This window comes from Halomonas sp. HMF6819, from assembly GCF_044335525.1.
In the GTDB taxonomy this organism is placed as follows: Bacteria; Pseudomonadota; Gammaproteobacteria; order Pseudomonadales; family Halomonadaceae; genus Vreelandella.
The window spans coordinates 1,233,334-1,257,606 of the sequence record NZ_JBIQVY010000001.1; the positions used below are offsets into that span (position 1 = coordinate 1,233,334).

Genomic DNA, 24,273 nt, shown 5'->3' on the forward strand with positions numbered 1-24,273 from the left:
CGCCTTTTAAACGATCGTTAAGAGTAAGCGTTAAGGGAGTGATCAAGGACGCAGGCGGTCGGGAATCTCGACACCGGTTTCCTCGAAGTAGCGGATCGCGCCGGGGTGCAGCGGCACCGGGGTGGACTCCATGGTGAACTCCACGGTGGTGTCGTTGGCTGCCGGGTGAACGGCGATCAGCTCGTCGGTGTGCTCGAACAGAAGCTGGGTGAGCTGGTAGGCGAGCTCTTCATCCATGTCCGCGTTGACCACCAGCACATTAGGAATGCCGATGGTCTGCACCGCTTCGTCCATACCGTCGTAGAGGCCGGCCTCCAGCTGGTAGGGGGCGAACACCGCCTCCTCTTCCTGAGCGTTGGCGATCTCTTCATCGGTCAAGCTGATCAGGCGGATGTCACGGGTCGCCGCCAGGTTCATGATCGAGCTGGTGGGCGGGCCCACGCTCCAGAAACCGGCGTCGATGTCGCCGTCGCGGATGGCGTCGGCGGTTTCGTTGAAGTTGAGCCGCTGAGCGGTGAAGTCGTCGTAGCTAATGCCGTTGGACTCGAGCACGGCGCGGGCGTTGAGCTCGGTGCCGCTACCCGGCGCACCCACCGATACGCGCTTGCCGGCCAGATCATCGATGCCCTGAATGTCGGATTCCGCTAGCACGACAAGCTGCACGGCGTTGGGGTAGATCGAGGCCAGCGCCCGGGTGTTCTCGACCTGACGGCCTTCGAAATCGCCGGTGCCGGTGTAGGCCTGGTAGACGGTGTCGGCAAGCGCTGTCGCCATGTCAGCATCGCCGCGCATGATCAGGCCCATGTTCTCGACCGATGCGCCGGTTACCTCTGCCGTGGCCTGGGCACCTTCGATGTGGTTGTTGATCATCTCGGCCAAACCGCCGCCGATCGGATAGTAGACGCCGCCGGTTCCGCCGGTGGCGATCGAAAGCTGCTGGGCACTGGCGGGTAGCGCCATGGCTAGCATGGTCGTGGCGACTGCGTATTTTAGCGTTTGCATGAGCGTTGCCTCTATCCTTGTGGGAGCGTTATTGACGTTTAAATCAAGGCGGTATCAACGGCGTCGGTCACTGGAAACGGTTGTTCACAGAACATGCCTTTCACCTAACCGTTTACTCGACGTTAGCACGGTTTTAAATCGAACGTTAATGGGACGATAGTGCCATGCCCAAAGCTCACTGCCGGCGTTTTTAAAACGTTTTCGCTCTTGAAAGCGTTTTAAAGACGCGCCTGTCATGCTAAATAATCGAGATTAACGGATAATGACCGCCATTTATCAAAAGCGGCCAACACCGATACAGGATACGCGATGGATACCTCCCTGCCCCGGCCTAACCTGGCCATCAGCGCCTACCGCGATTTGAAGCGTGACATCATTCGCGGGCGCTATCATGCGGGCGAAAAGCTGTTGATGAGCCGCCTAAAGGAGCACTACGGGCTGAGCACCGGCCCGCTGAGAGAGGCGCTTTCCCAGCTGGTAGCCGACAGGCTGGTCATCGCCATTAGCCAGCGCGGCTACCGCGTCGCCCCCATGTCGCTTTCTGAGCTGCGCGATATTTACGACGCTCGCGCCCAGCTCGAAGGGTTGGTGCTGAAACTGGCCATCGAGCGCGGCGACGACGACTGGGAAGCCGAGGTGCTGGCCACCGCCCACCGCCTGGGTAAGGTCACCGACGTAAGCTCCCCGGAGGCGCTGCTGGACACTTGGGATGCGCGCCACCAGGCGTTTCACACCGCGATCGCCAGCGGCTGCAACTCCCCCCACCTTCTGCAAATGCGCGAAACTCTTTTCAGCCAGGTAGAGCGCTATCGCCACCTTTGGCTCAAGCAGACGGTGATGTCATCAACGGCGCTTGCACAAAAACACGACGAACACAGCGCACTGGTCGAGGTCATTCTGGCCCGCGACGCCGAACGCGCCGCAGTCATGATGCGCGATCACCTGATGACGCCGGTGCCGATCATCACCGATCTGCTGCGCGAGCGTGGCATCGACTAGCTTTTCTTCAACTAACGTCGTCGTTTTATAAAAATGTAGATATTTTTTCGCATCAGCGATACATTGGACGCATCTATCAGGAGGGCTATTGCCATGTCACGCTTCAACTGGGACGACCCGCTGCTGCTCGAACAACAGCTTACCGACGAAGAGCGCCAGATCCGCGACGCCGCGCACGACTACTGTCAGGAAAATCTTCAGCCTCGCGTGCTGAGCGCGTTTCGCGAAGAGCGCTTCGATCGCGACATCATGTCCGAGATGGGCGAGCTTGGCCTACTGGGCGCGACGGTTGCCGAAGAGTACGGCGGTGCCGGCGTCAATCACGTTGCCTACGGGTTGATCGCCCGTGAAGTGGAGCGCGTCGATTCGGGCTATCGCTCGGCGATGAGCGTGCAGTCGTCGCTGGTGATGTACCCCATCGAAACCTACGGCAGTGAAGAGCAGAAGAAAAAATATCTGCCCAAACTCGCCACCGGCGAGATGGTCGGCTGCTTCGGCCTGACCGAGCCGGACCACGGCTCCGACCCGGGCTCGATGATCACTCGCGCTGAAAAGGTCGACGGCGGCTACCGCCTGACCGGCGCCAAGATGTGGATCACCAACAGCCCGATCGCCGACATCGCCGTGGTGTGGGCCAAGTCAGCCGCCCACGAAAACCAGATTAAGGGGTTCATCGTCGAGCGCGGCACGGAAGGCTTCTCCACACCCAAAATCGAAGGCAAGGTGTCGCTTCGCGCCTCGATCACCGGCGAGATCGTGCTGGATAACGCTTTCGTGCCGGAAGAGAACCTGCTGCCGAACGTCAGCGGCTTGAAAGGCCCCTTCGGCTGCTTGAACAAGGCACGCTACGGCATTGCCTGGGGCGTGATGGGCACCGCCGAGTTCTGCTGGCACGCCGCGCGCCAGTACACGATGGATCGCAAGCAGTTCAACCGCCCGCTCGCCGCCAACCAGCTGATTCAGAAAAAGCTCGCCGATATGCAGACCGAAATCACCCTCGGCCTTCAGGCGGCGCTGCAGGTCGGCCGGCTGATGGACAACGGCAGCTGGACGCCGGAAATGGTCTCGCTGATCAAGCGCAACAACTGCGGCAAGGCGCTGGACATCGCCCGCCTGTCGCGGGACATGCACGGCGGCAACGGCGTCTCCGACGAGTACGGCGTTATTCGCCACATGGTGAACCTGGAGTCGGTCAACACCTACGAGGGCACCCACGACGTGCACGCGCTGATTCTGGGCCGCGCTCAGACCGGTCTGCAGGCGTTCTTCTAAGCCGCCTTGCGCAAGGAGTGTTTATGAGCGATGCGCCCACCCCGCTCAAAGGCGTCAAGGTGCTCGATCTCTCCCGCGTGCTCGCCGGCCCCTGGTGCGGGCAGACGCTGGCCGATCTTGGCGCCGACGTCATCAAGGTCGAGCGCCCGGTCAAAGGTGATGATACCCGCCACTGGGGGCCGCCCTGGCTCGGTGACAGCTTCGAGTCCGCCTACTACCTGTGCGCCAACCGCGGCAAGCGCTCGGTGACGGTGGACATGGCCGCCCCCGAAGGCCAGGCCTTGATCAAAACCCTGGCTGAAGGCGCCGATGTCGTCGTGGAAAACTTCAAGGTCGGCGGGCTCAAGCGCTACGGGCTCGATTTCGAGAGTTTGAAAGCGCTCAATCCGGGGCTGATTTATTGCTCGATCACCGGCTTTGGTCAGCAGAGCCCCTACGCGCACCGCGCCGGCTACGATTTCATGATCCAGGCGATGGGCGGATTGATGAGTCTGACCGGCCAGCCGGACGAGGTACCCGGCGGCGGCCCGGTCAAGGTAGGCGTGGCGATCACCGATCTGTTCACCGGGCTCTACGCCACCAACGCCATTCTCGCCGCGCTGTACGCCCGCCGTGACTCAGGCCAAGGCTGCCATATCGATCTTTCGCTGATGGACGTTCAGGTCGGGGTATTGGCCAACCAGGCCACCAACTACCTGACCTCGGGCCGCGTGCCCGAGCGTCTGGGCAACGCCCACCCCAATATCGTGCCCTACCAGGCCTTCGCGACCCTCGATGGCCATATCATCGTCGCGGTGGGTAACGACGAACAGTTCAGGCGCTTTTGTCAGGTCATCGAGCAGCCCGGTCTTTGTGATGATCCGCGCTTTGCCACCAACGGCGCGCGGGTGGCGAACCGAGAGGAGCTAGTGCCGCTTCTAGAGGCCACGCTCGCGCTGCGCTCGATCGACGAGTGGCTGGCGGCGCTGGAAGCAGTCGGCGTGCCCTGCGGGCCGATCAACACCCTCGACCGGGTATTCGAGGATGCCCACGTCAAGGCGCGCGGACTCAGAAAGACCTTTGCTCACCCTCAGGCCGGCAGCGTCGACCTGGTCGCCAACCCGGTGCGTATCGACGGCCGCTCGACCACGGCACCCACCGCGCCGCCGCTTCTGGGGCAGCACACCGACGACGTGCTGGAAGAAATCGGCATCACTGCGCAGCAGCGCGAAGCGCTTTACAAGGCGGGCATCATCTAGCCCCGCCGCTCACCGCCCCTCTACTTTTCGATTCCCCTTGTTCGACGCCCGCTCAGGGCGTTTTTTTGTTCGCGCGTCGGTCAACGCAATATTGAAAATAATTGTTAAACGAGCGTTAAAAGCATAACGCCGGACATGTACGGACTCCTATACTGATACTAAACTACCAAGAACTAAGCTTAAAACACTAGAAAAATGGCGCATCAAAAGCGCGCTAGAAACTAAGAAATCAAGGGTTTGTGGAGGATGTTTCATGGGTAACTGCGCTCGCGTACAGGGGCACTGTAATCGGTGTGAAGGGGAGTTGCCGTTCGAATTCACCATGGCGTTCCAGCCAATCGTGGATATTTCCCAAGCGCAGATTACCGCTTACGAGGCATTAGTGCGCGGGGTGAATGGAGAATCGGCCTACAGCATCCTCTCGAAAGTTACCGATGACCTTCTTTACCGCTTCGACCAAGCCTGCCGCGTGCGGGCGATCGAAATGGCCAGCGCGCTGAATATGCCGGCCAGCCTTTCTATCAATTTTCTCCCCAACGCGGTTTACGAGCCCCACGCCTGCATTCAGGCCACACTCGAGGTATCACGGCGGGTAGGCTGGCCGGCCAATCGGCTGATATTCGAAATCACCGAAACCGAGCGTGTAAAGGATCGCCAGCACCTCTCCGACATCATCGACGCCTACCGCAGTATGGGCTTTGAAACTGCGCTAGATGATTTCGGCAACGGCTACGCCAATCTCGATCTTCTTACCGAGCTTGCCCCCAATAAGCTAAAAATCGATCGCGAGATCGTCATGCACTGCGATAGCGACCTGCGGCGCCAGGCAATTTTGAAGTCAGTCATTACCCTTGGCCGAGAGCTTGGTACGACGTTGATCGCCGAAGGAGTCGAAACCGAAGCCGAAGCGCTGTGGCTTGCCCGCGCTGGCATTATGCGCCAGCAAGGCTATTTTTATGCCAAGCCTGCCATTAATTCATTGGGTGAGGATCTGTCGCCGCGACTTGCGGCCTTGCGAGCCAAGGCGCTTGCACTTGCAACTCCCGAGGCAGTGAATGCTTGATCTTTCGACCGACCAACTACAAGAAAAGGTCAGACGCTCCCAACGCAACGCCTGGAGCGTTCTTAGCAGTGCCCCTATCGGCATCTGTATCACCAACCCGCAGGGCCATTTCGAGCTGGTCAACCCCGCTTTCTGTGCTTTTTTTGGCTACCTTCAGGAGGAGTTGATCGGCCAGCACTTTATCATGCTGCTCTCGCCGGAAAGCCAATCCTTTGCCTGCGCCCAGTATACCGAGTTTCTTGGTGGCACGGAGATGATCGAGGCCCGCCAGGAGTGGACAGTTTACTGCAAAAACGGCGAGCAGCGCACCGTGTTGACGGAGGCCGCAAAAGTCGAGGGCGACGACGATCAGCAGCACAAGGTCACCTTTGTCATCGACATCACCGAGCGCAAGAAGCTCGAAGAGCGCCTGCAGGAAGCCAACAGCCGGCTCGATCACTTGGCCAGCCACGACGGGCTCACGGGATTAATGAACCGTCGCGCGGGGCTTTGTCAGCTTGAAGAGGAGCTCAAGCGCTGCCGGCGTTACGGCGGCGAGCTAAGCGTGGTGCTGTTCGACCTGGACAGTTTCAAATCGATCAACGACACCTACGGCCACGCCACCGGCGATACCGCACTCGCCGAGGTCACGGCAACGATCGCCCACGCCCTTCGCGATACCGACCTGCAGGTGCGCCTGGGCGGCGAAGAGTTCCTTATCATCATGCCGGAAACCGGCAGTGACGAGGCGCACATCGCCGCCGAGCGCCTGCGCGCAATCATCGAGGAGCGCCGCTTTACGCCTCACCAGCTGGCGATCACGCTTTCGGCCGGCGTCGCCAGTACGCCCGCTACCTGTGCTGAGCAGCTCATCGAGAGCGGCGACCAGGCCATGTATCTTGCCAAAGCCAGCGGGCGCAACCAGGTACGCCTTGCCTGACGACGTGTAAATATCGGCACTTGCGTACTATGCTGTCCTCACACCCGTTATTTTTGCTCAACGCAAGAGGACCCTGCTATGACGAGTAATGCCGAGCTTAACGCGCTAAAGCAGAAATACGTCGCCGCCGGCGCCGCAAGCCCCGCCACCGCCTTTGCCGCCCGCGCTGAAAACGCCGAAATCTGGGATGCCGACGGCAACCGCTTCATCGATTTTGCCGGCGGTATTGGCGTACTCAACATTGGCCACCGCCACCCCAAAGTGGTCGCCGCGGTCAAGGATCAGCTCGACAAGGTCATGCACACTTGCCAGACAGTCATGCCCTACGAGGGCTACGTCAAGGTCGCCGAAAAGCTTAGCCACGTGGTGCCGGTGCGCGGTCACGCCAAGGTCATGCTCGCCAACTCCGGTGCCGAGGCGCTCGAAAACGCGGTCAAGATCGCGCGCGCGGCGACCAAGCGCGACAACGTGATCTGCTTTGACGGCGGCTACCACGGCCGTACCTTCTACACCATGGCGATGAACGGTAAAGTCGCGCCTTACCAGACCGATTTCGGCCCGATGCCCGGCACCGTTTTCCGCGCGCCCTACCCGGTGCCCTCCCACGGCATCAGCGAAGAGGAAGCCATCCGCGGGCTGATGATGACGCTCAAGACCGACGCCGGCCCGGCCAATACCGCCGCCATCGTGCTCGAGCCGGTGCTCGGTGAAGGCGGTTTCTACCCGGCACCCGCCTCGTTTTTGAAGCGCGTGCGCGATATCTGTGACGAGCTCGGCATTCTCATGATCGTCGACGAAGTGCAGTCCGGCTTTGGCCGTACCGGCAAGCTCTTCGCCATCGAGCACAGCGGCGTCGAGCCGGACATCATGACCATGGCGAAAAGCATGGCCGACGGTATGCCGATCTCAGCCATCGTCGGCACCGACAAGGTCATGGACTCTTCCGGCCCCAACTCGCTGGGCGGCACCTACACCGGCAGCCCCACCGCCTGCGCCGCAGCGCTTGCCGTGCTCGAGGTCTTCGAGGAAGAGAACATTCTGGAAAAGAGCCGGGCACTGGGCGACAAACTGGCTCAGCGCTTTGGCCAGTGGCAGGAAAAATTCGACTGCGTCGCCCACCCGCGCAACATGGGCGCGATGGCCGCTTTCGAACTGGTATCCAATAAAGCCGAAGGCGCCCCCAACCCGGACCTGGCCGGTGCGCTGTGCAAGAAAGCACGCGAAAAGGGGCTGATCCTGCTCTCCTGCGGCCTCTACGGCAACACCATCCGCTTTCTAATGCCGGTCACCATCGACGACGCAGTGCTCAACGAAGGCCTCGACATCATCGAGGCCTGCCTGGAATCGCTGACCTGAATGCTGGTTCGATGAATAAAAACGCCGCCCCTTGGGGCGGCGTTGTTGTTTTGTGCCCTACACTACACCGCGCTCAACCTGTCATGTAACGCGGCAACCACAGCGCAAGCTCCGGCCAGACGCTGATGATGATGGCCGCCAGGCACATGAGTAAGAAAAACGGCAGCGACGCCAGCGCCACGCGGCCAATGCTCTCCCCGGTCAAGCTCTGCAAAACGAAGAGATTAAAACCGACCGGCGGCGTGATCTGACCAAGCTCGATCATGATGATCAAAAAGATACCGAACCAGATCGGATCGAAGCCGGCCAGCAGCACGATTGGCAGCGTAATCGGCAGGCTCATGACCGTGATCGAAATCCCGTCCAGAAAGAGCCCCAGCGCGATATAGAAGATCGCCAGCGCTACCAAAAGCATCGTTGGGCTAAAGTTCTGCGCCGCAATCCAACTGGCGAGCTCGCGCGGCAGGTGCAGATAGCCCATCGCCGTGGAAAGCAGCGTTGCCGTGATCAACAGGCTGCACACCATGATCGACGTGATCAGCGTGCCGCGAAACGCCTCGATGAGCATCGCAACGTTAATCTGGCGCTCAACGGCCAACAGCACCAGCGTGGCCGCCACGCCTACCGCCGCCGCCTCGGAAGGCGTGGCGATACCGCTGTAGATCGAGCCGATCACAATCGCAATCAGGATCAAAATCGGCAGCAGCAGCAAAATCGACTGGCCGACAGACTGCGCATGCGCCACCTGTTTGGGCGCCAGGTCCGGCGATATCAACGCCCGCGCGCCGATATAGCTACTGTAGAGCAGCGCGATTACAAGCCCCGGCACCACGCCGGCCATGAAAAGCTGGCTGATCGACACCTCCGCCTGCACGCCGTAGACGATCATCACGATCGACGGCGGAATCAAAAGCCCCAGGCTGCCTGCCCCCGCGAGTGAGCCGATCGACAGGTTACGGTCGTAGCCGCGCGCCTTGAGTTCCTGGGTCGTGATTTTGCCGATGGTAGCGGTGGTAGCCGCGCTCGAACCGCTGACCGCGGCAAACAGCGTGCAGCCCAGCACGTTGGTGTGCAAAATGCCGCCCGGCAGTCGGCTTGTGATCGGCACCAACCCCTTGAAAAGACGCTCCGACAGGTTGGAGCGAAAGATCAGCTCGCCCATCAGAATGAATAGCGGTATGGCAGAAAGCTCCCAGCTATTGCTGGCGCGGTATAGCACCCGCGAAAAGATCAGGCCGATTCGGTCCGCGCTAAAGTCACCGAAAAGCCATAGCGACCCAATGGATACCGCCAGCATCGAGGCGAAGATCCAGGTCCCCATGGAGAGGAAAAACACTAGCAATAGCGCCACGCCGACGGCCGTCCAGAAAATATCCATAAATCGTTCCTGTTAGCCCGGTCTAAGCGGTATGTGAGGAGTAGCGCGAGCGCAGCAGCGCGATTTTGAACGCCCTTACCAGCAGTGTCAGCGAAATTAGCCACATGCCGATGAGAATAGCGCTTTCCGGTATCCAGATTGGGGTTTCGGCCAGGGTTTCGCTGACCACGCCGCGCTGGTAGCTACGCTGTACGTTCTGCAGCCAGAACGTGGAGAGCCAGAAAAAACAGCCAGCGGTGACCAGGCTGCTGAATAACTCCAGCGGCCACCGTGCAGGGCCGGGAACGCGATCCATCAAAAGCGATACCCGAATCAACCCGCCCTTCTCCAGTACATAAGGCAGCCCCAAAAACGCCATGGTCGCTACGGCGTAGCCGATGTACTCATCCAGAATGAACGTCGAGCGGCCGAAAAGGCGCATCGCAATCTCGACGATGATATGGCCGAACATATAAATGATGAGCGCCACCGCAATGGCAGCGCCCACACGATTGAGAAATCTCGACGCCTTTTCGATGGCTTCGAAAACCCTCATTGCTGGCTCCGGAACTCGTCCAGAATCGTCTCGCCGGTTTCACCCGTACTTTCGACCCAGTTCTCGACCACGCTGGTAGAGGCCTCGGATAGAACGTCGGTCAGCGCCTGCGCCACCGGGTCGTTCACGACCACATCGTTGTCCGCAAGCGTCTGGTAGTTCTCTTCTGTGCGGGTTTCGACGGCGGCCCAGTTGTGCTGGTCGGTCAGGCGAGCGGCTTCGAGCACGGCCTGCTGTTGCTCCTCGCTAAAGGAGTCGAAGACCGCCTTGTTCATGTGCACCATGTTGAGCGGAATGGCGTACTGAACGGCGGAGAAGTAGTTCTGATGCTCCCAAAAACTACCGTTGGCGCCGGCTTCGGCGGAGGTTAGAACGGCGCTGATACCGCCGGTGGCGAGCTGCGGTACGACATCGCCCCAGGAGAGACTCACCGGCGCGGCGCCGACGTTTCTAAAGGTCTCGGTGCCGCTACGATCAAAGGTGCGGATTTTTAAATTTTGCAGGTCATCGGCGCTTTGAATGTCGTCTTTAGACCAGATACCACTCGGCGGCCAGGGCGAGGCGTAGAGCAGCACCTGGTCGTTGTCCGCGAACACCTCTTCGTAATAAGGCTTGGCAATATCGTAGAGCTGGCGGGCGTCTTCGATATCGTTGACCAGAAACGGCAGCGACGAAAGCAAAAAAATCGAGTCCACGCCGCTCATCGTGCCCGACAGCGTATCGGCGATGTCGACGGCACCGTCGGCCACGGCGTAGAAATGGTCACCGGAGTTGAACCCCAGCGCCCCGCCGGTGTGCAGCGTGATGCTGATATCGCCGTCGGTCAGCTCGTTCACCTTGTCGATGAAGTAGGCATCGCCCTGGGCATGAATGGAGCTTGCGTTGTACTCGTTGGAGAAGTCCAGGCTAAAGGATTGGGCGTACGCCTGGCCGCTAGCCAGCGCCAGCCCGAGAGCGGTGAGCAGGCTTTTACCGGCAGTGCGCCGGCGAGAGTAAGGAGTGATCGCTGTCATGATGGAGTTCCCTGCCGTTTTTATTGAATGTCGCTTTCAATGTACCCTCCTCGGCCGGTCGTCTGTTTTCGAAGGCGACGTAAATGCGCCTGAATGCGACACCAAGCCCCGCAACGAACGAAGTATCATTCACTTTCAACGCTAACTTAACCAACTGATTGATTTGAATAAATACTCAGAATACCTGGACCGATTGCAGCCGTTCATTCGGCTCACAAACAACAATGCCGCGGCGGGCGCGGCATTGACGATCAAAGCGGTCGATAACTAACGGCTACTCCCGCGGCCGGCGATCCCCTTCCAGAAAGTTGGCGGTGAACACCGCTTTGCCGTGGGTCTCGAAGGACCACTTCATGACCTCAGTAAGCGCGTTCATCACCGTGTCGAACTCGCCGAACACTTGGGTGCTCATGCGGTTGGCATGCACTTCGAGACCGGTAGCTTCCAGGCGCTTGACGACCTCCTTGACCACGGGCTTGAAGTCATCGGTCAGCGGGTAGTAACTCAGCTGTACGGACAGGTACATGGCATGCCTCCTTGATAGGGTCTCGTGGGCTGTGGTTTAGGGTGCGAGCCGTTGCCAGGCGTTGATGATCGCCGCGCGGGTCTCCTCGGGATGCTCCATCGGGAACATGTGGCCGCCGGGAACGTGGCTCACGCGCAGGCCCTTGCGGGTGAGTCGCGCGATACGACCCGACGTCAGCAGATCCGAGCGGTCGCCAGCGACGATCTCCACCGGCACGCGGATTTTCGTCAGTTTCGACGACAGGTGGTCCGGCAGGTTGCGAAAGATCGCCACTTCCACCCTCGGCTCGAACACCAGCTCCGCCTGGCCGTCGTTGCGAAGCGTCGTGCCTGTTTCAACATAGTCGTTGAGCGCCTCTGCGGTAAAGCCGCGAAAGATGCCGCGGCGGCCAAGCGAGCGGGCCATCGCCTCGCGGCTTGGCCAAACGCTGCGCCGCCCTTTGGTTTTACCCGCCGGTGTCAGGCGGTCCACAAAGCCAAAGCGCTTGGCCGCTTTCATCGCCCAGGCATCCACGCCCAGCATCAGGGGCGGGTCAAGCATGACCACCCCAAAAAAGCGCTCGGGCTCTCTAAGCGCCGCCATGGCCATGAGCGTGCCGCCCAAAGAGTGCCCGACGCCGAATACTTTTCGATGGGTGGGCAGGTAATGCAGCAGCTCGTCGACCAAGTTGGCCCAATTGCGATTGACCGGGTAGCGCGGGTGATGGCCCACCCGGTCGATAGGGCCCAGTTCGAAGTGCTCGGCGAGCGGCGCCAAAAGGCTCCGGTAGCTGGCGCCGGTGAAGCCGTTGGCGTGGGCAAAGACCAGCAGAGGGCGAGAGTGCGTCATGGGCGGCTCGGGATAAGGGAGAATAGAAGGTCAGCGCGGCCTTTAGGCCGCTATCGATCATACAGCTGTTTTAATCGCTCCCCACGCCGACGTCAATGCGCCGAAAGGGGGAGCCTTAAAAGAGCGAAAGCTGAGTATCCGGGGCGCCGTCGGCTAAGCGGTATCCCACGCCCAACAGGCGTACCGGGCGACTGCCGCGAGCCCAGCCAACGTTCAGAAGCGTTTCGAACTGGGCCATGTTTGGTGCCGGGTCGGCGTGCTCGACGGTGGTTTGGGTAAAGTCATTGAACTTCACCTTGACCATCAGCCCCTTCACCGCCGGCGGCGGGTCGAGCCGGGCGTAGCGGCGCTCCAGATCCTGCAGGAGCTCCGGAAGCTCGCCCCGGCACGCCTCGAGCGTCGGTAGATCCTGAGAGTAAGTCTGTTCAGTGCTGATCGACTTGCGCTCGCGGTGGGTTTTTACCGGGCGCTCATCATGGCCTCGGCTCAATTCATGCAGGCGCTTGCCGAAGCGGCCAAAGTGTTCGATCAACTCGGTCAGCGGGCGCGCCCGCAGATCGAGGCAGGTGTGAATATCGAGACTCGCCATTTTCTCGGCGGTGCGTGGTCCCACGCCATGAATCTTCTTGACCGGAAGCGCCTCGACGAAGCGCTCGACGTCGTTCGGGGCAATGACGCAGAGACCGTCGGGCTTGTTCCAGTCGCTTGCGATCTTGGCGAGAAACTTGTTCGGCGCAACCCCAGCGGACACGGTGATGCCCACTTCTTTTTGCACCCGCTCGCGAATGGCCCGGGCCATCAGCGTGGCGCTGCCCTTGAACTGCGTCACCTCGGAAACATCCAGAAACGCTTCGTCGAGCGACAGCGGCTCGATCAGCTCGGTTACATCGCGGTAGATGGCAAAGACCTGGCGGGCGACCTCCTTGTACTTGGGCATGTCGCCGCGCACGATCGTCAGGTGCGGGCAGCGCTTGAGCGCCTGCCCCATGGGCATCGCCGAGTGGATGCCGTATTCGCGCGCCGGATAGTTGCAGGTGGCGACCACCCCGCGCTGCTCGACGCTGCCACCAATGGCGATAGGAATGTCCGTCAGCGCCGGGTTGTCGCGCATCTCGACCGCTGCATAGAAGCAGTCGCAGTCACAGTGAATAATCTTGCGCACGGGCTCCTGCCTGACTCACCGTCGAAAGGTCAGCGCTTGGCCGTTACCCGGGTCAAGGCTGTAAAAAATCACAGTGTAGCATAGCCCCGCGCACCCTAGGTGCCGCAGAAGGTGCGCAGCACCGCTTGGCTGTCGGTGGCCGGCGCGGCCAGCCGGCGCGCCTCGACGGACTCATCGAACGGCGCGCTCACCACGCTCAACAGCGTATGAAACGGCGCGAAGTCGTCTTCCATGGCCGAGTCGATGACCTCTTTCACGCGGTGGTTGCGCGGGATCACGACCGGGTTGGCGAGGCGCATGGCGTCAAAGCGCGTGGCGTCATTTAAAAGCGGCGCCGCGCGCCACTGCTCGAGCCACGCATCGAACGCCTCTGGCTGATCGGTAAGCGCCAGCAGCGCCTCGCGGCGTATGTCATCGAAGCCTTCAGCGTAGTGGGTCAGCGCATCGAAGGTGGCGGTCATGTCCATGCGCCCTTGATGCATCAATGTCTCGAGCGCGTCCATCAGCGTATCGGCGGTGTCACCGGCGTCCTCGGCGAGTCCGAGTTTGGCGATGCGCAGCGCCTGCCGGGTTTTGTCGAAATGCGCCTCGAAGCCGCGAATCACCTCGACCGCGAGCTCCACGCCCTCCTCACCCTGAACGTTCATCAGTGGTAGCAAGGTTTCGGCAAAGCGGGCCAAATTCCACTGGGCGACCGCCGGCTGGTTGTTGAAAGCGTAGCGCCCGCCCTCGTCGATCGAGCTAAACACCTTGCGCGGGTCGAACTGCTCCATGAAGGCGCAGGGGCCGTAATCGATGGTTTCGCCACTGATGCTGGTGTTGTCGGTATTCATCACGCCGTGGATGAAGCCCAGGCTCATCCAGCGCGCCACGAGTTCGGCCTGACGGCGAGTCACGCACTCCAAAAGCGCCAGATACGGATCATCCTGTTCGCGCGCCTCGGGGTAGTGGCGGGCGATAACGTAGTCCGCCAGCGCACGGGTGGTCTCCTCACCGTGGCGAGCGGCGAACTGGAAGGTGCCCACGCGCACGTGGCTCGACGCCACACGGGTGAACACCGCGCCGGGCTCTGGCATCTGGCGCGCTACGCGCTCGCCGCTAGCCACCGCTGCCAGCGCCCGCGTTGTGGGAACCCCCACCGCGGCCATGAACTCGCTGACCAGATACTCGCGCAGCACCGGCCCCAGCGGCGAGCGGCCGTCGCCACCGCGCGAGAACGGCGTGCGCCCGCTGCCCTTGAGCTGTACATCGAAGCGCTTGCCCTCGGCGTCCACCACGTCGCCCAGCAGTAGCGCGCGACCATCGCCGAGCTGCGGCACGAAGTTGCCGAACTGGTGGCCGGCGTAGCCAAGCGCCACAGGCTTCGCGCCGCTGGGTATCTCGTTGCCGCTGAACCACTGGGCGAGCGTCTCGTCGTCAGGCACGACGCTTGCGCCGAGTTTTCGGGCCAGCGCCTCGTTGAAGGCGATCAGCTTTGGCGCGCGCACACCGGAAGGCTCACAGGCGAGCCAGAGCGGTTCGGGGAGCCGGGTATAGTCATGCTCGAATGTCAGCACTGGAGCCTCCGCTTTCAATAGTGTCGTTGGGCTAATACCCTAGCACCTGACTCAAGTTTATGGCGAACTCATGGCGCTTTCCGAATCTGCAGACGCTGCATCCTTCTCAACACCTCTGCCCCGCGATTTTTACGACCGCGATACCCTCGAAGTCGCCCGGGACCTTCTAGGCTGCCAGCTGGTGCGCCGCGTGGAGGGCGAGCTAATCGCCGCGACCATCGTCGAAACCGAGGCCTACCGGGGAGCGACGGACTCCGCCTGCCACGCCCACCGGCGCAAAACGCCGCGCACCGAGGCGATGTTCGGCCCGCCCGGCCACGCCTACGTCTATCTGGTGTACGGCATGCACTGGCTTTTGAACATCGTCACCCAGCCAGAAGGCAACCCATGCGCGGTGCTGGTACGCGCTGTCGAGCCCTGCCTGAACGAAGACGCCATGCGGCGGGCGCGCGTGGCAAGAAATCGCGAGCTTTCCAACGGCCCGGGCAAGCTCACCCGGGCGCTTTCGATCGACAAGGCCCTGTACGGCGAAGACATGACCCGCGCAGACAAGCTCTGGGTCGCCCAGGGCCCCACCCCGCAGCGCATTGCGACTGGCCCGCGGGTCGGTATCGACTACGCCGAGCCAGCGGATCGCGACGCGCCCTGGCGGCTCTGGATCGCGGACAACCCGTGGGTCTCCAAAGCGCGCTAGGACGCGCGATCGAGACACTCGAGCGCGTGAGCCAGCACCGGCGTTAGCGGCGCGCGCCACTGATGAGAAAGCAGATGATCGGCGCGGGTCACCCCCAGCGACAGCGACGCCACCGGCAGGCCCCGAGCGTGGGCTTCGCGGCAAAACCGGTAGCCGGAGAACACCATCAGCGACGTCCCCACCGCCAGCACCGCGCTTGAGCGCGCAAGCGCCGCTTCGGCTTCGAGCCGGCGCGCTTTCGGCACCACGTCGCCGTAGTAGACCACGTCGGGTTTCATCACGCCGCTACAGCGCGGGCAGTCGTAGACACGAAAGCTCGAAAAATCGGTTTCCAGATCTGCGTCGCCGTCCGGGGCGTGGGCGGCGTCCATGGCGGCGAAGCGCGGGTTCATGCGCGCCATTTCCGCGTGCATGGCGTAGCGCATCATTGAGTAGCCGCAGGCCATGCAGCTCACCGTATCGGCTCGGCCGTGCAGGTCGACCACTCGGCGTGAGCCCGCACGCTGGTGCAGCCGGTCGACGTTTTGCGTGACCAGTATTTCCACGTGACCGCGCGCTTCGAGCGCTGCCAGCACTCGGTGCGAGCCGCCCACCTGGGCGCTGACTAGCGCCTTAAAGCCGATCAGGGCACGAGCCCAGTAGCGCCTTCGCACGTGGAGACTGCCCATGAAATCGGCGTGCTGCACCGGGGGCGAGCGCTTCCACTGGCCGTTGGCGTCGCGGTAATCGGGGATGCCGCTATCGGTGCTGACCCCGGCGCCTGTGATGATGAAAAGGCGCGGATGGTCAGCGATGAACGCCGCCAGCTCCTCGCCTGCCTGCTCTACATCTGTTGGATTTTTTATCTGCGTCAATACGCCACCTCAAAAAACCAGTTAACATCCCAACGATACTGTAAGACATCGGCCGAGCCTATAACGTGCCCTCCCCCGGCGGAGAAAGGAGCCTCTCATGCAGCAGGATCACGACACCATCATCATTGGCGGCGGCATGGTCGGGGCGGCGCTGGCCGCGCGGCTGGGCAAGAGCGGGCGCCGCGTGGCACTGATCGAGCGCGGCGCGCCGCCCAAAGCGCCCGAAGGCGACTATGACCTGCGCATCTCCTCGCTCAACAAACGCTCGCTCGAGTTCATCGAGGCCAGCGGCGCGCAGCTCCCCATGGAGCGCACCGCGGCGTTTCGCCATATCGAAGTGTGGAACCAGGAAGGCACCGGGCACAGCCTCTTTTCGGCCAAGGACAGCGATTTAGAGCAGTTTGGGCTTTTCATCGAGAACGCTGCGCTTCAGCACGCGCTTTGGCAGCGCCTGGAAAACCTGCCAAGCGTGACGCTCTATACCGACACCACCCTGGTCGCCACCTTTGCCAGCGGCCGCGGGCGCACGGTGGGGCTCGATAACGGCAAAACCCTGAGCGCCGAGCTGGTGGTCGGCGCCGACGGCGCGAATTCGAAGCTCCGGGAGCTGGCCGGCATCGACATCGCCACCCACGACTACCGCCAGCGCGCGATGATCGTCAACGTGGAAACCGCGCTCCCTCAGCAGGATGTGAGCTGGCAGTGTTTCACGCCCACCGGGCCGCTAGCCATGCTGCCGTTGCCCGGCCACCGCGCCTCTCTGGTGTGGTACGACGAACCCAACGCCATTCAGGCGCGCGAGGCGCTGGACGACGACGCGCTGATGGACGCCATCGAAGCGGCGTTTCCCAAACGCCTAGGCAGCATTACTCGCGTGGTGGCCCGCGCAAGCTTTCCCATCAAGCGCCAGCACGCCCGAAGCTATACCGCCAAGCGGTTGGCACTAATGGGCGACGCCGCCCACGTGGTGCACCCGCTGGCGGGCCAGGGCCTGAACATCGGCCTGCACGACGCCGACACCCTGGCCGAGCAAATTCTCAAGCACGTTGATGCCGGCGACGCCTCCGCGCTGCAACACTACGAGTGGCACCGGCGCCTGGCCAACCAGGCAATGATCGCCGCCACCGACGGTTTTCATCACCTGTTCACCGGCGCCAAACCGCTTCGCCAGCTCGGCGACTTCAGCCTGCACCTGGCCGAACGGCTGCCGCTGGCCAAACGCCTGATGATGCGCCAGGCCAACGGGCTGAATCCGTTCAAGTGGCGTTGAAGGTATCTGCGGGCACGACTTCCGAGAGGTTACCGACCTTGTCGAGGCCGAGTTCCAGAAAATCCCGCGCCAGAACAAGCGTGCCCGAGTACACACGCTCGGCCTCCGCTCTGATCTCCTCAATCGACGATGAAGTCTGCGCGCGAGACTGATAGCGCGGGCTGAAGTGGGTGAGCACCAGATGCGGTAGCCCAGCGGCCTCGGCGAATTCGGCGACCTGCCGGGCGTAAGAGTGGCGCACCTCGGCGGCCTTGTCCGCCATCGCGGCGGTGTAGGTGGCTTCGTGCACCAGCACCTGGGCCCCTTTACAGGCGCCGGCCAACAGCTCCGGGCGGTCGTTGTCGCCGGCAACGACGATTTTGATTGGCGGCTGCTCGCGTTTTAAATACGCTTCGCTTTTCAGCGTTGCGCCCTGCCACTCGATGTCCTCGCCTTTATGAAGCTGCCCCCATATCGGGCCGCGCGGCACGCCGTGCTCGATCAGTTTTTCGGTGTCGAGCGCCGGTACCGGCTTTTCGGTAAAGCGGTAGGCGTAAGAGTCCACCCCGTGGGAGAGGCGCGTCGTGGCGACCGTCAGCGCGTCGAACTCGACCTCGGGCAACGTCTCGGAGAAGACGAACGTCATCTCGAACGACAGCCGAAGCTTGGTCGCCTCGCAGGTGGCCATGAGCTACCGCTCGATCGCTCGAGGTGCAACGATCGTCAGCGGCGCGGTGCGGCCATTCATCGACGCGCTCGCTAGTAACCCCGGCAGCCCGTAGCAGTGATCGCCATGCACGTGAGTAATCAGAATGGCACGCAGCCCGTGAAGCGACAGCGGCGTGTGCAGAAGCTGATGCTGGGTCGCCTCTCCGCAGTCGATCAGGTACCAGCCCTTGCCGGTGCGCTCGCGAAGCGCCAGCCCGGAAAAGTTGCGCTCTTTAGTGGGTGTGCCGGCGGAGGTGCCAAGAAACAGAAGGTTCATGGGCGCTTATGCTCCCGAGGCGCTTGGGTGGTTAAAAAACTCGGTGTTTGACCATTCTCAATCCCAGCCATTCTTAATCCAGACTATTCTCGATCCGGACTATGCTCAATAGAGCTTCCTCTCACGTACACCAAAACAATCACAACACCCCCGGGAGATTCCATGCCCCACCTACGCCGATACACCCTGATGATAGCGAGCCTTGCCCTTATGACCGCGACGCCTCTTTTTGCCTTCGACGGGTTAGTCGATAAACAGAGCTTCGAGATCGAGCGTTTCACCACGCAAAGTGGCGAGACGATCCCCAACGTTCGGGTGGGCTGGGAGGCCTACGGCGAGCTCAACGAGGCGCGTGATAACGTCATTCTGATCACGCATTTTTTCTCCGGCACCAGCCACGCCGCCGGCCGCTACGAAGAAAGCGACGTGCTGGCGGGCTACTGGGACGCCATCATCGGCCCGGGCAAGCCGCTGGATACCGACCGCTTTTATATCATTTCGTCCGACACGCTGGTCAACCTCAACGCCCATGACCCGAACGTGATCACGACCGGCCCGGCCACGATCAACCAGGAGACGGACGAGCCTTGGGGCATGGATTTCCCAGTGGTGACGATTCGCGATTTCGTCGAGGTGCAGCGGGCGCTGTTGGAGAGCCGGGGGATCGAGTCGCTATACGCGGTGATGGGCCCCTCCATGGGCGCGCTGCAGGCGATCGAGTGGGCAAGCGTCTACCCGGAGCGGGTCGAGCGGCTGGTGCCCGTAATCGGTAGCGGCGCCGCCGACCCGTGGCTGGTCGCCATGCTCGACACTTGGGCGGCGCCCATCCGCCTGGACGCGAACTGGAACGAAGGCGACTACTACGACGGCGAGCCGCCGCTTGAAGGGCTCAAGGCGGCGCTCACGCTGATCACGCTCAACGCCAGCCACTGGCGCTGGGCGAACCGCACCTTCACCCGCGATTGGGCGGACGAAAACCGTGACCCGGCCGAAGAGCTAGGCGCCCGCTACGCGATCGAGCAGACGCTGGACAACCTGGCCGCCGTTCGCGCCCACAGCGCCGATGCCAACCACCTGCTGTATCTGGTGCGCGCGAATCAAACGTTCGAGGCCGGCGGCGAATCCGCCGATGAAGGGCTCGCTAACATTCAGGCGCCGACGCTGATGCTCTATAGCGAAGACGATCAGGTCTTCTCCGCGGAAGGCGTGCGCCGCACCGCCGCGTTGATCCGCCAAGCGGGTAACGAGGTGACGCTGGAAGCGCTTCAAGGCAATCAAGGCCACCTGGACGGCGTGCTCGCCATCGACCAGGCAAGTGATCTGCTGCGCGACTTTCTGAAGTAGCTTCACCCTGCTCTCTCCCACGATGCCTCGCCTTGCGCGGGGCATTTTATTGTCGCCGGTCATGGTAACGGTCGCTACTGATACGTTTGTTGAATCAATTCGAGCGTTTCGGCTTGGGCACTGTCTACACTGGGCCAGCCAATCATTGATGCACAGGAGCGATCAGTCATGAAAGCGACCAACGAGAAAGTCTTCATCAGCCCCGCCCGCTACGTGCAAGGCGAAGGCGTCACCGCCCGCGCCGGGCACTACGTGGCCGCCCTCGGCAAGAAAGCGCTGCTGATCGCCGATGACGTGGTGTGGGATATCGCCGGCGAGGCGCTCAGTGACAGCCTGCAGGGCGAAAACGTTAGCTTCGAGCGCGTGGTATTCGAAGGCGAAGCCTCTGCTCGCGAGATCGAGCGCATCGTCAAGCTCGGGCGCGAGCAACGTGCCGACGTGGTCATCGGCTTTGGCGGCGGCAAGACGATCGACACCGCCAAGGGCGTGGCCGACCTGCTCGACGCGGCCTGCGCCGTGCTGCCGACGACCGCCTCTACCGACGCGCCCACCAGCGCCCTGTCGGTCATCTATAACGACGACGGCGAGTTCGAGTCCTACCGCTTCTACAACAAGAATCCTGATTTGGTGCTGGTGGATACCGGCATCATCTGCAAGGCGCCGCCGCGCTTTCTGGCCTCCGGCATTGCCGATGCGCTGGCCACGTGGGTCGAGGCGCGCGCTGCCATTCGCGCCAATGCCAACAACATGGCCGGCGGTAAGGCTACGCTCCTTGGCGCGACCATTGGCGAGAAGTGCGAAGAGATTCTCTTCGAGCACGCCATGCTCGCCTACCAGGCCAACCAGGCGCAGATCGTCACGCCTTCGTTCGAGGCGGTGGTGGAAGCCAACACGCTACTCAGCGGGCTAGGGTTTGAAAGCGGCGGCCTGGCCGGGGCGCATGCCATCCACAACGGTTTCACCGCGCTTCATGGCGAGATTCACGAGCTGACCCACGGCGAGAAGGTGGCGTTTGGCACCGTCGCCCAGCTAATTCTGGATCAAACGCCCCAGGCGGAGCTGGAAGAGTACCTGGATTTATACCTGGCGCTGGGCCTGCCGGTGACGCTCAAAGCGCTGAAGCTCGAAGACGCAAGCGACGACGACCTGTACCGCGTCGCCGAGGCCGCGCTGAAGGAAGGCGAATCGAGCCACAACCTGGCCTACGAGCTCACGCCGCAGCAGGTCGTCAGCGCTATCAAGGCGGTGGATGTGCACGCGCGGGCGTTTATGGCGAAGGTGGGGCTGAGCGAGTAAAGCCTGAAAAATCACAGACGCCACCCTAGTGGCGTCTCCTTTCCTCGCCTACTCGACTCTTTTCAAGGCCTACCGAGCATCACCGGTTAGCGTTCTCTTCCGCCACTTGGCGAAGCGCATCGACCAGCACCTCGGCGGGCTGGGCGCCGGCAATCAGGTAGCGGCCGTCGAGGATGAACCCTGGAACGGCGTTGACGCCGGCGTCCATAAACCGCTGCTGCTCCGCTCGAACCTCGTCCGCGTACTGATCAGAGCAAGCGATGGCTTCGGCGGTATCGCCATCAAGCCCCACCTCGCTCGCCTTCTCGCGTAACACCTGCGGGTCGGCCGGATTTTTCGCCTCACCGAAGTAGGCCTCGAACAGGGCCAACTGCAGGGGCGTCTCAAGGTTTTGAGTTCCGGCCCAGGCCAGCACCCGGTGGGCCGCGAAGGTATTATTCGCCCGGCGCTCCAGCGCGCCACGGAAATTCAAGCCAAGTTCTTCGGCAACCGTCATGATCTCGCGCTGGGACTGCTCCATGCTGGCCGCGTCCTTGCCGTACTTTTGGCACAGGTGCTCCAGAATCGGTTCGCCCTCCGGCGGCATGTCGCGGTTGAGCTCGAAGGGCTGCCAGTGAAGCTCGACCTCGATCTCGCCCTTCAAGGTTTCCAGCGCTTGTTCCAGGCGCCGGTGGCCGATGGCGCACCATGGGCAGGCCACATCGGATACCAGGTCAATTCTCAACGTCTACATTGGGTAACCCCTCATTCGATCACACTGAAGCAAGCATGGTACGTGTCTATCGGGCGTCACGTCAGTACCGTCATGTAATGGATCAAGACGTTACTCGACCGGAGGTTCCGGTAGCACCGGCGGCGTACTGTCCATATAGGTTAGGAAGTCTTGCCAGAGGTCGTGCGTTCGCTGTTTCGTTAACCGGGTACGGCACGTAATGCCCATGACACCGCGAATGGTGCCATCGCGCCACTGGGTATAGACCGCGCCGCAGTGGGCAGCAGCATACGCCTGCCACTGCTTTTGAGCCGCCTGAATAGCCTCGACTAACGCCGGGTCAGCCGCGTTATGCTCAACGCTCGTTTCCAGATAGTGGGTAAGCTCCTCTTCGGCGGCCTCTAATTCGATAGCCGCGCACTGATTGGTCTCGAGCGTGTTCCTTACGTTATTGCAATCAAGCGCCTCGTCCTCAGCCACGGCGGAAAGCGACAGCGAAGCGAGCACTATGAATAGCCACTTTTTCATTTTTTCCCCAAACGCACATAAGGTGTTGGCCAAGCGGGCACAACCGCCATGTTCTCACATTCGATACCAGGGAGATCATCTTTCGACCTACGACGGATGGGCAGTGGCTACGGCTTATAACGCGTCAACGCAATGCCGCACGCGATCAGCCCGGACGACACGAACCGCCACACGCCAAAGCCTTCTTTCAAGATAAGGGTAGAGATCAGCGCGGCGAACAGCACGCTGGTTTCGCGCAGCGCCGACACCATGCCCAGGGGCGCGTAGGCCATGGCCCAGATGACGATCCAGTAGGCGCCCACCTGCATACCACCGCCCGCCACGGCGGGTGCCAGGTGGCTGCCTATTACCTTCTTTATTTCTCTGGCTTTCCATATCCACGCAATCGCGAACGTCAGCACGCCGTTGCCAAGCGTTAGAAGAACCGCAAAGCCGAGTACCGACCCCGCCTGCCGAGCCCCCAAACCGCCCACCAGCGTGTAGGAGGCGATCAAAGCGCCCGTGCCCAACGCCAGGAGGATGGCGCGCGGGTTACGCGTAATACCGGTACGCGCATCGAAAGCCAGCGACATCACCCCCACCCCGAGAAACAGCACCCCCAGCAGCGGTAACATGCCCAGCATTTCGCCGGCGAACGCGGCCGCGCCCAGAGTGACGAGTAACGGCGCCGACCCGCGAGCGATGGGATAGACCTGGCCGAAATCACCATGCTGGTACGCCATGGGCAGGCAGAAGTGATAAGCGGTATGAATCAGGATAGCCAACCCCAGAAGCGGCCAACTGGCCGGATCCGGGAGCGTGACGAAAGGCAAGGCGAGCGCGGACACGCAGCTTCCCATTAGCGTGATCACCGCCATGACGGCGATGCGGTCACCGCTCACTTTGACGATGGCGTTCCAACTGGCGTTGAAGAGCGCCGCGAGCAGAACGATCAGGGTGATTTCGGGGCTCATGTCCTCGACTCCTTGGGCGGTCAACCTGCGTGGTGAGGAAAAGCTGATGTTCCAGCCTGTAGGAAGCTACCGGCTGCTCGTCGCAAGCTTTACACCCAATGCAACAAACAAAGCCCCGAGCCCTCGATCCATCCAAAGCCCCACCTGGCGATTTTTCTTTAAAAACGACCCCAGCCGCGCGCCTGCCAGGACCAGGGGTGGCTCGATAAACGCCGCGACCACGATGATAAGGCAGCCATGCAAAAAGAGCTGCGCGCCGTTAGACCCCGCACCGGGCACCACAAACTGGGGCAAGAAAGCGAGAAAGAAAATAGCCACCTTGGGGTTAAGCGCCGAGACGAGTACGCCTTGCCAATAAACGGAGCGGCTACTCTGCGTGCTGGCGTGATCGTTCGAGACGAAGGAATCACCTTTTGATAACAACATTTTGATACCCAGCCATATCAAATAAGCAGCCCCCAGCCATTTGACGACGGAAAACGCCAGCGCGGACGTGGAGAAAATGGCCGATAGCCCCGCCGCCGCCATGACCACATGCACCCCCGCCCCTGTCCAGATCCCCAGCATGGCCGCCAACCCCTGCCGCCGACCGTTACGAAGTGTCTGTCCCAGAATGAACGCGATATCCGGCCCTGGCGAAAGATTCAGAAGCACCGCGGCCGATAAGAATGTCATCCAGTGCAGAACCGTATAATCGAACATATTGGGCTTCCCATGACGGTGTTATTGTTAAAGCGGCGGCGTCACCGTGCTATTCAATAACTTTACCGCCTTACGGTGAGAACTTCACGACCAGGCCAAGGGAATAAAT

At 61.6% G+C, this 24,273-nt stretch carries 25 protein-coding genes; 10 read left to right on the forward strand and 15 right to left on the reverse strand.

Translation table 11 applies throughout. The features are described from left to right. Positions 1–42: 42 nt before the first annotated feature. The gene (locus ACGLWX_RS05565; protein ID WP_396237994.1) at positions 43–1,002 is read right to left on the reverse strand and encodes a TAXI family TRAP transporter solute-binding subunit; all 960 of its coding nucleotides are present in this window, start codon (positions 1,000–1,002) and stop codon (positions 43–45) included. Positions 1,003–1,311: 309 nt separating this feature from the next. On the opposite strand from ACGLWX_RS05565, the gene csiR reads away from it, so the two are divergent. From csiR to gabT, 6 genes are all read left to right on the forward strand, one after another. Next, a complete protein-coding gene (csiR, locus tag ACGLWX_RS05570; RefSeq protein WP_396237996.1) occupies positions 1,312–2,001 on the forward strand; it encodes a DNA-binding transcriptional regulator CsiR in 690 nt (229 codons plus the stop codon). A gap of 93 nt (positions 2,002–2,094) precedes the next feature. Beyond that, entirely contained in the window at positions 2,095–3,273 is a 1,179-nt protein-coding gene (locus ACGLWX_RS05575; RefSeq protein ID WP_252106833.1) for an acyl-CoA dehydrogenase, read from the forward strand. Positions 3,274–3,296: 23 nt separating this feature from the next. Continuing rightward, complete coding sequence (locus tag ACGLWX_RS05580) at positions 3,297–4,511, forward strand: CaiB/BaiF CoA transferase family protein (RefSeq protein WP_396237998.1); 1,215 nt, start codon at positions 3,297–3,299, stop codon at positions 4,509–4,511. 253 nt (positions 4,512–4,764) lie between these two features. Then, a complete protein-coding gene (locus ACGLWX_RS05585) occupies positions 4,765–5,574 on the forward strand; it encodes an EAL domain-containing protein (protein ID WP_396238000.1) in 810 nt (269 codons plus the stop codon). Then, positions 5,567–6,493 (forward strand): diguanylate cyclase, encoded by a 927-nt coding sequence (locus ACGLWX_RS05590; RefSeq protein ID WP_396238002.1) that lies wholly within the window; start codon positions 5,567–5,569, stop codon positions 6,491–6,493. Before ACGLWX_RS05585 ends, ACGLWX_RS05590 begins: the two co-directional genes overlap by 8 nt. A 78-nt stretch (positions 6,494–6,571) precedes the next feature. After that, positions 6,572–7,849, forward strand: coding sequence for a 4-aminobutyrate--2-oxoglutarate transaminase (gene gabT / locus ACGLWX_RS05595; RefSeq protein WP_396238004.1), 1,278 nt, complete (start codon positions 6,572–6,574; stop codon positions 7,847–7,849). 73 nt (positions 7,850–7,922) lie between these two features. Here the strand turns inward: gabT and ACGLWX_RS05600 are convergent, their stop codons facing one another. The 7 genes from ACGLWX_RS05600 to ACGLWX_RS05630 form a co-directional block, all read right to left on the reverse strand. Beyond that, positions 7,923–9,227 carry a TRAP transporter large permease gene (locus ACGLWX_RS05600; RefSeq protein WP_396238006.1) on the reverse strand — a complete coding sequence of 435 codons (1,305 nt, stop codon included), beginning with the start codon at positions 9,225–9,227 and terminating at the stop codon, positions 7,923–7,925. 22 nt (positions 9,228–9,249) lie between these two features. Continuing rightward, complete coding sequence (locus ACGLWX_RS05605; RefSeq protein WP_396238008.1) at positions 9,250–9,762, reverse strand: TRAP transporter small permease; 513 nt, start codon at positions 9,760–9,762, stop codon at positions 9,250–9,252. Next, entirely contained in the window at positions 9,759–10,775 is a 1,017-nt protein-coding gene (locus ACGLWX_RS05610) for a TRAP transporter substrate-binding protein (RefSeq protein ID WP_396238010.1), read from the reverse strand. Before ACGLWX_RS05610 ends, ACGLWX_RS05605 begins: the two co-directional genes overlap by 4 nt. A gap of 274 nt (positions 10,776–11,049) precedes the next feature. Then, a complete protein-coding gene (locus tag ACGLWX_RS05615) occupies positions 11,050–11,301 on the reverse strand; it encodes a YkoF family thiamine/hydroxymethylpyrimidine-binding protein (protein ID WP_252106825.1) in 252 nt (83 codons plus the stop codon). A gap of 36 nt (positions 11,302–11,337) precedes the next feature. Then, on the reverse strand, positions 11,338–12,129 hold the full coding sequence (locus ACGLWX_RS05620) for an alpha/beta fold hydrolase (RefSeq protein WP_396238012.1): 792 nt from the start codon (positions 12,127–12,129) through the stop codon (positions 11,338–11,340). A 115-nt stretch (positions 12,130–12,244) separates the two neighbouring features. Continuing rightward, positions 12,245–13,291: a DNA polymerase IV gene (gene dinB, locus ACGLWX_RS05625; protein WP_396238014.1), complete on the reverse strand. Its 1,047-nt coding sequence runs from the start codon at positions 13,289–13,291 to the stop codon at positions 12,245–12,247. Positions 13,292–13,386: 95 nt separating this feature from the next. Next, positions 13,387–14,847 carry a YdiU family protein gene (locus ACGLWX_RS05630; RefSeq protein WP_396238016.1) on the reverse strand — a complete coding sequence of 487 codons (1,461 nt, stop codon included), beginning with the start codon at positions 14,845–14,847 and terminating at the stop codon, positions 13,387–13,389. A 70-nt stretch (positions 14,848–14,917) separates the two neighbouring features. Between ACGLWX_RS05630 and ACGLWX_RS05635 the strand changes: the two genes are divergently transcribed. After that, the gene (locus ACGLWX_RS05635; RefSeq protein WP_396238018.1) at positions 14,918–15,541 is read left to right on the forward strand and encodes a DNA-3-methyladenine glycosylase; all 624 of its coding nucleotides are present in this window, start codon (positions 14,918–14,920) and stop codon (positions 15,539–15,541) included. Here the strand turns inward: ACGLWX_RS05635 and ACGLWX_RS05640 are convergent. Continuing rightward, positions 15,538–16,395 carry an NAD-dependent protein deacetylase gene (locus tag ACGLWX_RS05640; protein WP_396238020.1) on the reverse strand — a complete coding sequence of 286 codons (858 nt, stop codon included), beginning with the start codon at positions 16,393–16,395 and terminating at the stop codon, positions 15,538–15,540. The genes ACGLWX_RS05635 and ACGLWX_RS05640 overlap by 4 nt on opposite strands. 97 nt (positions 16,396–16,492) lie before the next feature. Between ACGLWX_RS05640 and ACGLWX_RS05645 the strand changes: the two genes are divergently transcribed. Beyond that, a complete protein-coding gene (locus tag ACGLWX_RS05645; protein ID WP_396238022.1) occupies positions 16,493–17,665 on the forward strand; it encodes a UbiH/UbiF/VisC/COQ6 family ubiquinone biosynthesis hydroxylase in 1,173 nt (390 codons plus the stop codon). On the opposite strand, the gene ACGLWX_RS05650 is transcribed toward ACGLWX_RS05645, so the two are convergent. Next, entirely contained in the window at positions 17,652–18,332 is a 681-nt protein-coding gene (locus ACGLWX_RS05650) for a hypothetical protein (RefSeq protein WP_396238024.1), read from the reverse strand. The genes ACGLWX_RS05645 and ACGLWX_RS05650 overlap by 14 nt on opposite strands. A gap of 3 nt (positions 18,333–18,335) precedes the next feature. Then, complete coding sequence (locus ACGLWX_RS05655) at positions 18,336–18,629, reverse strand: MBL fold metallo-hydrolase (RefSeq protein WP_396238026.1); 294 nt, start codon at positions 18,627–18,629, stop codon at positions 18,336–18,338. 189 nt (positions 18,630–18,818) lie between these two features. Here ACGLWX_RS05655 and ACGLWX_RS05660 point away from each other — a divergent pair, with 189 nt between their 5' ends. Next, complete coding sequence (locus ACGLWX_RS05660; RefSeq protein ID WP_396238188.1) at positions 18,819–19,973, forward strand: homoserine O-acetyltransferase; 1,155 nt, start codon at positions 18,819–18,821, stop codon at positions 19,971–19,973. Between the two features lie 168 nt (positions 19,974–20,141). Then, on the forward strand, positions 20,142–21,269 hold the full coding sequence (locus tag ACGLWX_RS05665) for a glycerol dehydrogenase (RefSeq protein WP_396238028.1): 1,128 nt from the start codon (positions 20,142–20,144) through the stop codon (positions 21,267–21,269). Between the two features lie 79 nt (positions 21,270–21,348). On the opposite strand, the gene ACGLWX_RS05670 is transcribed toward ACGLWX_RS05665, so the two are convergent. The 4 genes from ACGLWX_RS05670 to ACGLWX_RS05685 form a co-directional block, all read right to left on the reverse strand. Further along, positions 21,349–21,993, reverse strand: a complete 645-nt coding sequence (locus ACGLWX_RS05670) for a DsbA family oxidoreductase (RefSeq protein WP_396238030.1) — start codon at positions 21,991–21,993, stop codon at positions 21,349–21,351. Between the two features lie 99 nt (positions 21,994–22,092). Further along, the gene (locus tag ACGLWX_RS05675; RefSeq protein WP_396238032.1) at positions 22,093–22,509 is read right to left on the reverse strand and encodes a lysozyme inhibitor LprI family protein; all 417 of its coding nucleotides are present in this window, start codon (positions 22,507–22,509) and stop codon (positions 22,093–22,095) included. 107 nt (positions 22,510–22,616) lie between these two features. Beyond that, positions 22,617–23,462, reverse strand: a complete 846-nt coding sequence (locus tag ACGLWX_RS05680; RefSeq protein ID WP_396238034.1) for an EamA family transporter — start codon at positions 23,460–23,462, stop codon at positions 22,617–22,619. A 66-nt stretch (positions 23,463–23,528) separates the two neighbouring features. Then, on the reverse strand, positions 23,529–24,164 hold the full coding sequence (locus tag ACGLWX_RS05685) for a LysE family translocator (RefSeq protein WP_396238036.1): 636 nt from the start codon (positions 24,162–24,164) through the stop codon (positions 23,529–23,531). Positions 24,165–24,273 lie beyond the last annotated feature (109 nt).

Excerpts from the sequence above, each read along its gene's own strand:
- ACGLWX_RS05680 (WP_396238034.1), bottom strand. The coding sequence starts at position 23,462 with ATGAGCCCCGAAATCACCCTGATCGTTCTGCTCGCGGCGCTCTTCAAC.
- ACGLWX_RS05585 (WP_396238000.1), top strand. The coding sequence starts at position 4,765 with ATGGGTAACTGCGCTCGCGTACAGGGGCACTGTAATCGGTGTGAAGGG.
- ACGLWX_RS05610 (WP_396238010.1), bottom strand. The coding sequence starts at position 10,775 with ATGACAGCGATCACTCCTTACTCTCGCCGGCGCACTGCCGGTAAAAGC.
- ACGLWX_RS05605 (WP_396238008.1), bottom strand. The coding sequence starts at position 9,762 with ATGAGGGTTTTCGAAGCCATCGAAAAGGCGTCGAGATTTCTCAATCGT.
- ACGLWX_RS05620 (WP_396238012.1), bottom strand. The coding sequence starts at position 12,129 with ATGACGCACTCTCGCCCTCTGCTGGTCTTTGCCCACGCCAACGGCTTC.
- ACGLWX_RS05575 (WP_252106833.1), top strand. The coding sequence starts at position 2,095 with ATGTCACGCTTCAACTGGGACGACCCGCTGCTGCTCGAACAACAGCTT.
- ACGLWX_RS05655 (WP_396238026.1), bottom strand. The coding sequence starts at position 18,629 with ATGAACCTTCTGTTTCTTGGCACCTCCGCCGGCACACCCACTAAAGAG.
- ACGLWX_RS05665 (WP_396238028.1), top strand. The coding sequence starts at position 20,142 with ATGAAAGCGACCAACGAGAAAGTCTTCATCAGCCCCGCCCGCTACGTG.
- csiR (WP_396237996.1), top strand. The coding sequence starts at position 1,312 with ATGGATACCTCCCTGCCCCGGCCTAACCTGGCCATCAGCGCCTACCGC.
- ACGLWX_RS05685 (WP_396238036.1), bottom strand. The coding sequence starts at position 24,164 with ATGTTCGATTATACGGTTCTGCACTGGATGACATTCTTATCGGCCGCG.
- ACGLWX_RS05645 (WP_396238022.1), top strand. The coding sequence starts at position 16,493 with ATGCAGCAGGATCACGACACCATCATCATTGGCGGCGGCATGGTCGGG.
- ACGLWX_RS05590 (WP_396238002.1), top strand. The coding sequence starts at position 5,567 with ATGCTTGATCTTTCGACCGACCAACTACAAGAAAAGGTCAGACGCTCC.
- ACGLWX_RS05650 (WP_396238024.1), bottom strand. The coding sequence starts at position 18,332 with ATGGCCACCTGCGAGGCGACCAAGCTTCGGCTGTCGTTCGAGATGACG.
- ACGLWX_RS05580 (WP_396237998.1), top strand. The coding sequence starts at position 3,297 with ATGAGCGATGCGCCCACCCCGCTCAAAGGCGTCAAGGTGCTCGATCTC.
- ACGLWX_RS05635 (WP_396238018.1), top strand. The coding sequence starts at position 14,918 with ATGGCGCTTTCCGAATCTGCAGACGCTGCATCCTTCTCAACACCTCTG.
- ACGLWX_RS05660 (WP_396238188.1), top strand. The coding sequence starts at position 18,819 with ATGATAGCGAGCCTTGCCCTTATGACCGCGACGCCTCTTTTTGCCTTC.
- gabT (WP_396238004.1), top strand. The coding sequence starts at position 6,572 with ATGACGAGTAATGCCGAGCTTAACGCGCTAAAGCAGAAATACGTCGCC.
- ACGLWX_RS05675 (WP_396238032.1), bottom strand. The coding sequence starts at position 22,509 with ATGAAAAAGTGGCTATTCATAGTGCTCGCTTCGCTGTCGCTTTCCGCC.
- ACGLWX_RS05615 (WP_252106825.1), bottom strand. The coding sequence starts at position 11,301 with ATGTACCTGTCCGTACAGCTGAGTTACTACCCGCTGACCGATGACTTC.
- ACGLWX_RS05565 (WP_396237994.1), bottom strand. The coding sequence starts at position 1,002 with ATGCAAACGCTAAAATACGCAGTCGCCACGACCATGCTAGCCATGGCG.
- ACGLWX_RS05600 (WP_396238006.1), bottom strand. The coding sequence starts at position 9,227 with ATGGATATTTTCTGGACGGCCGTCGGCGTGGCGCTATTGCTAGTGTTT.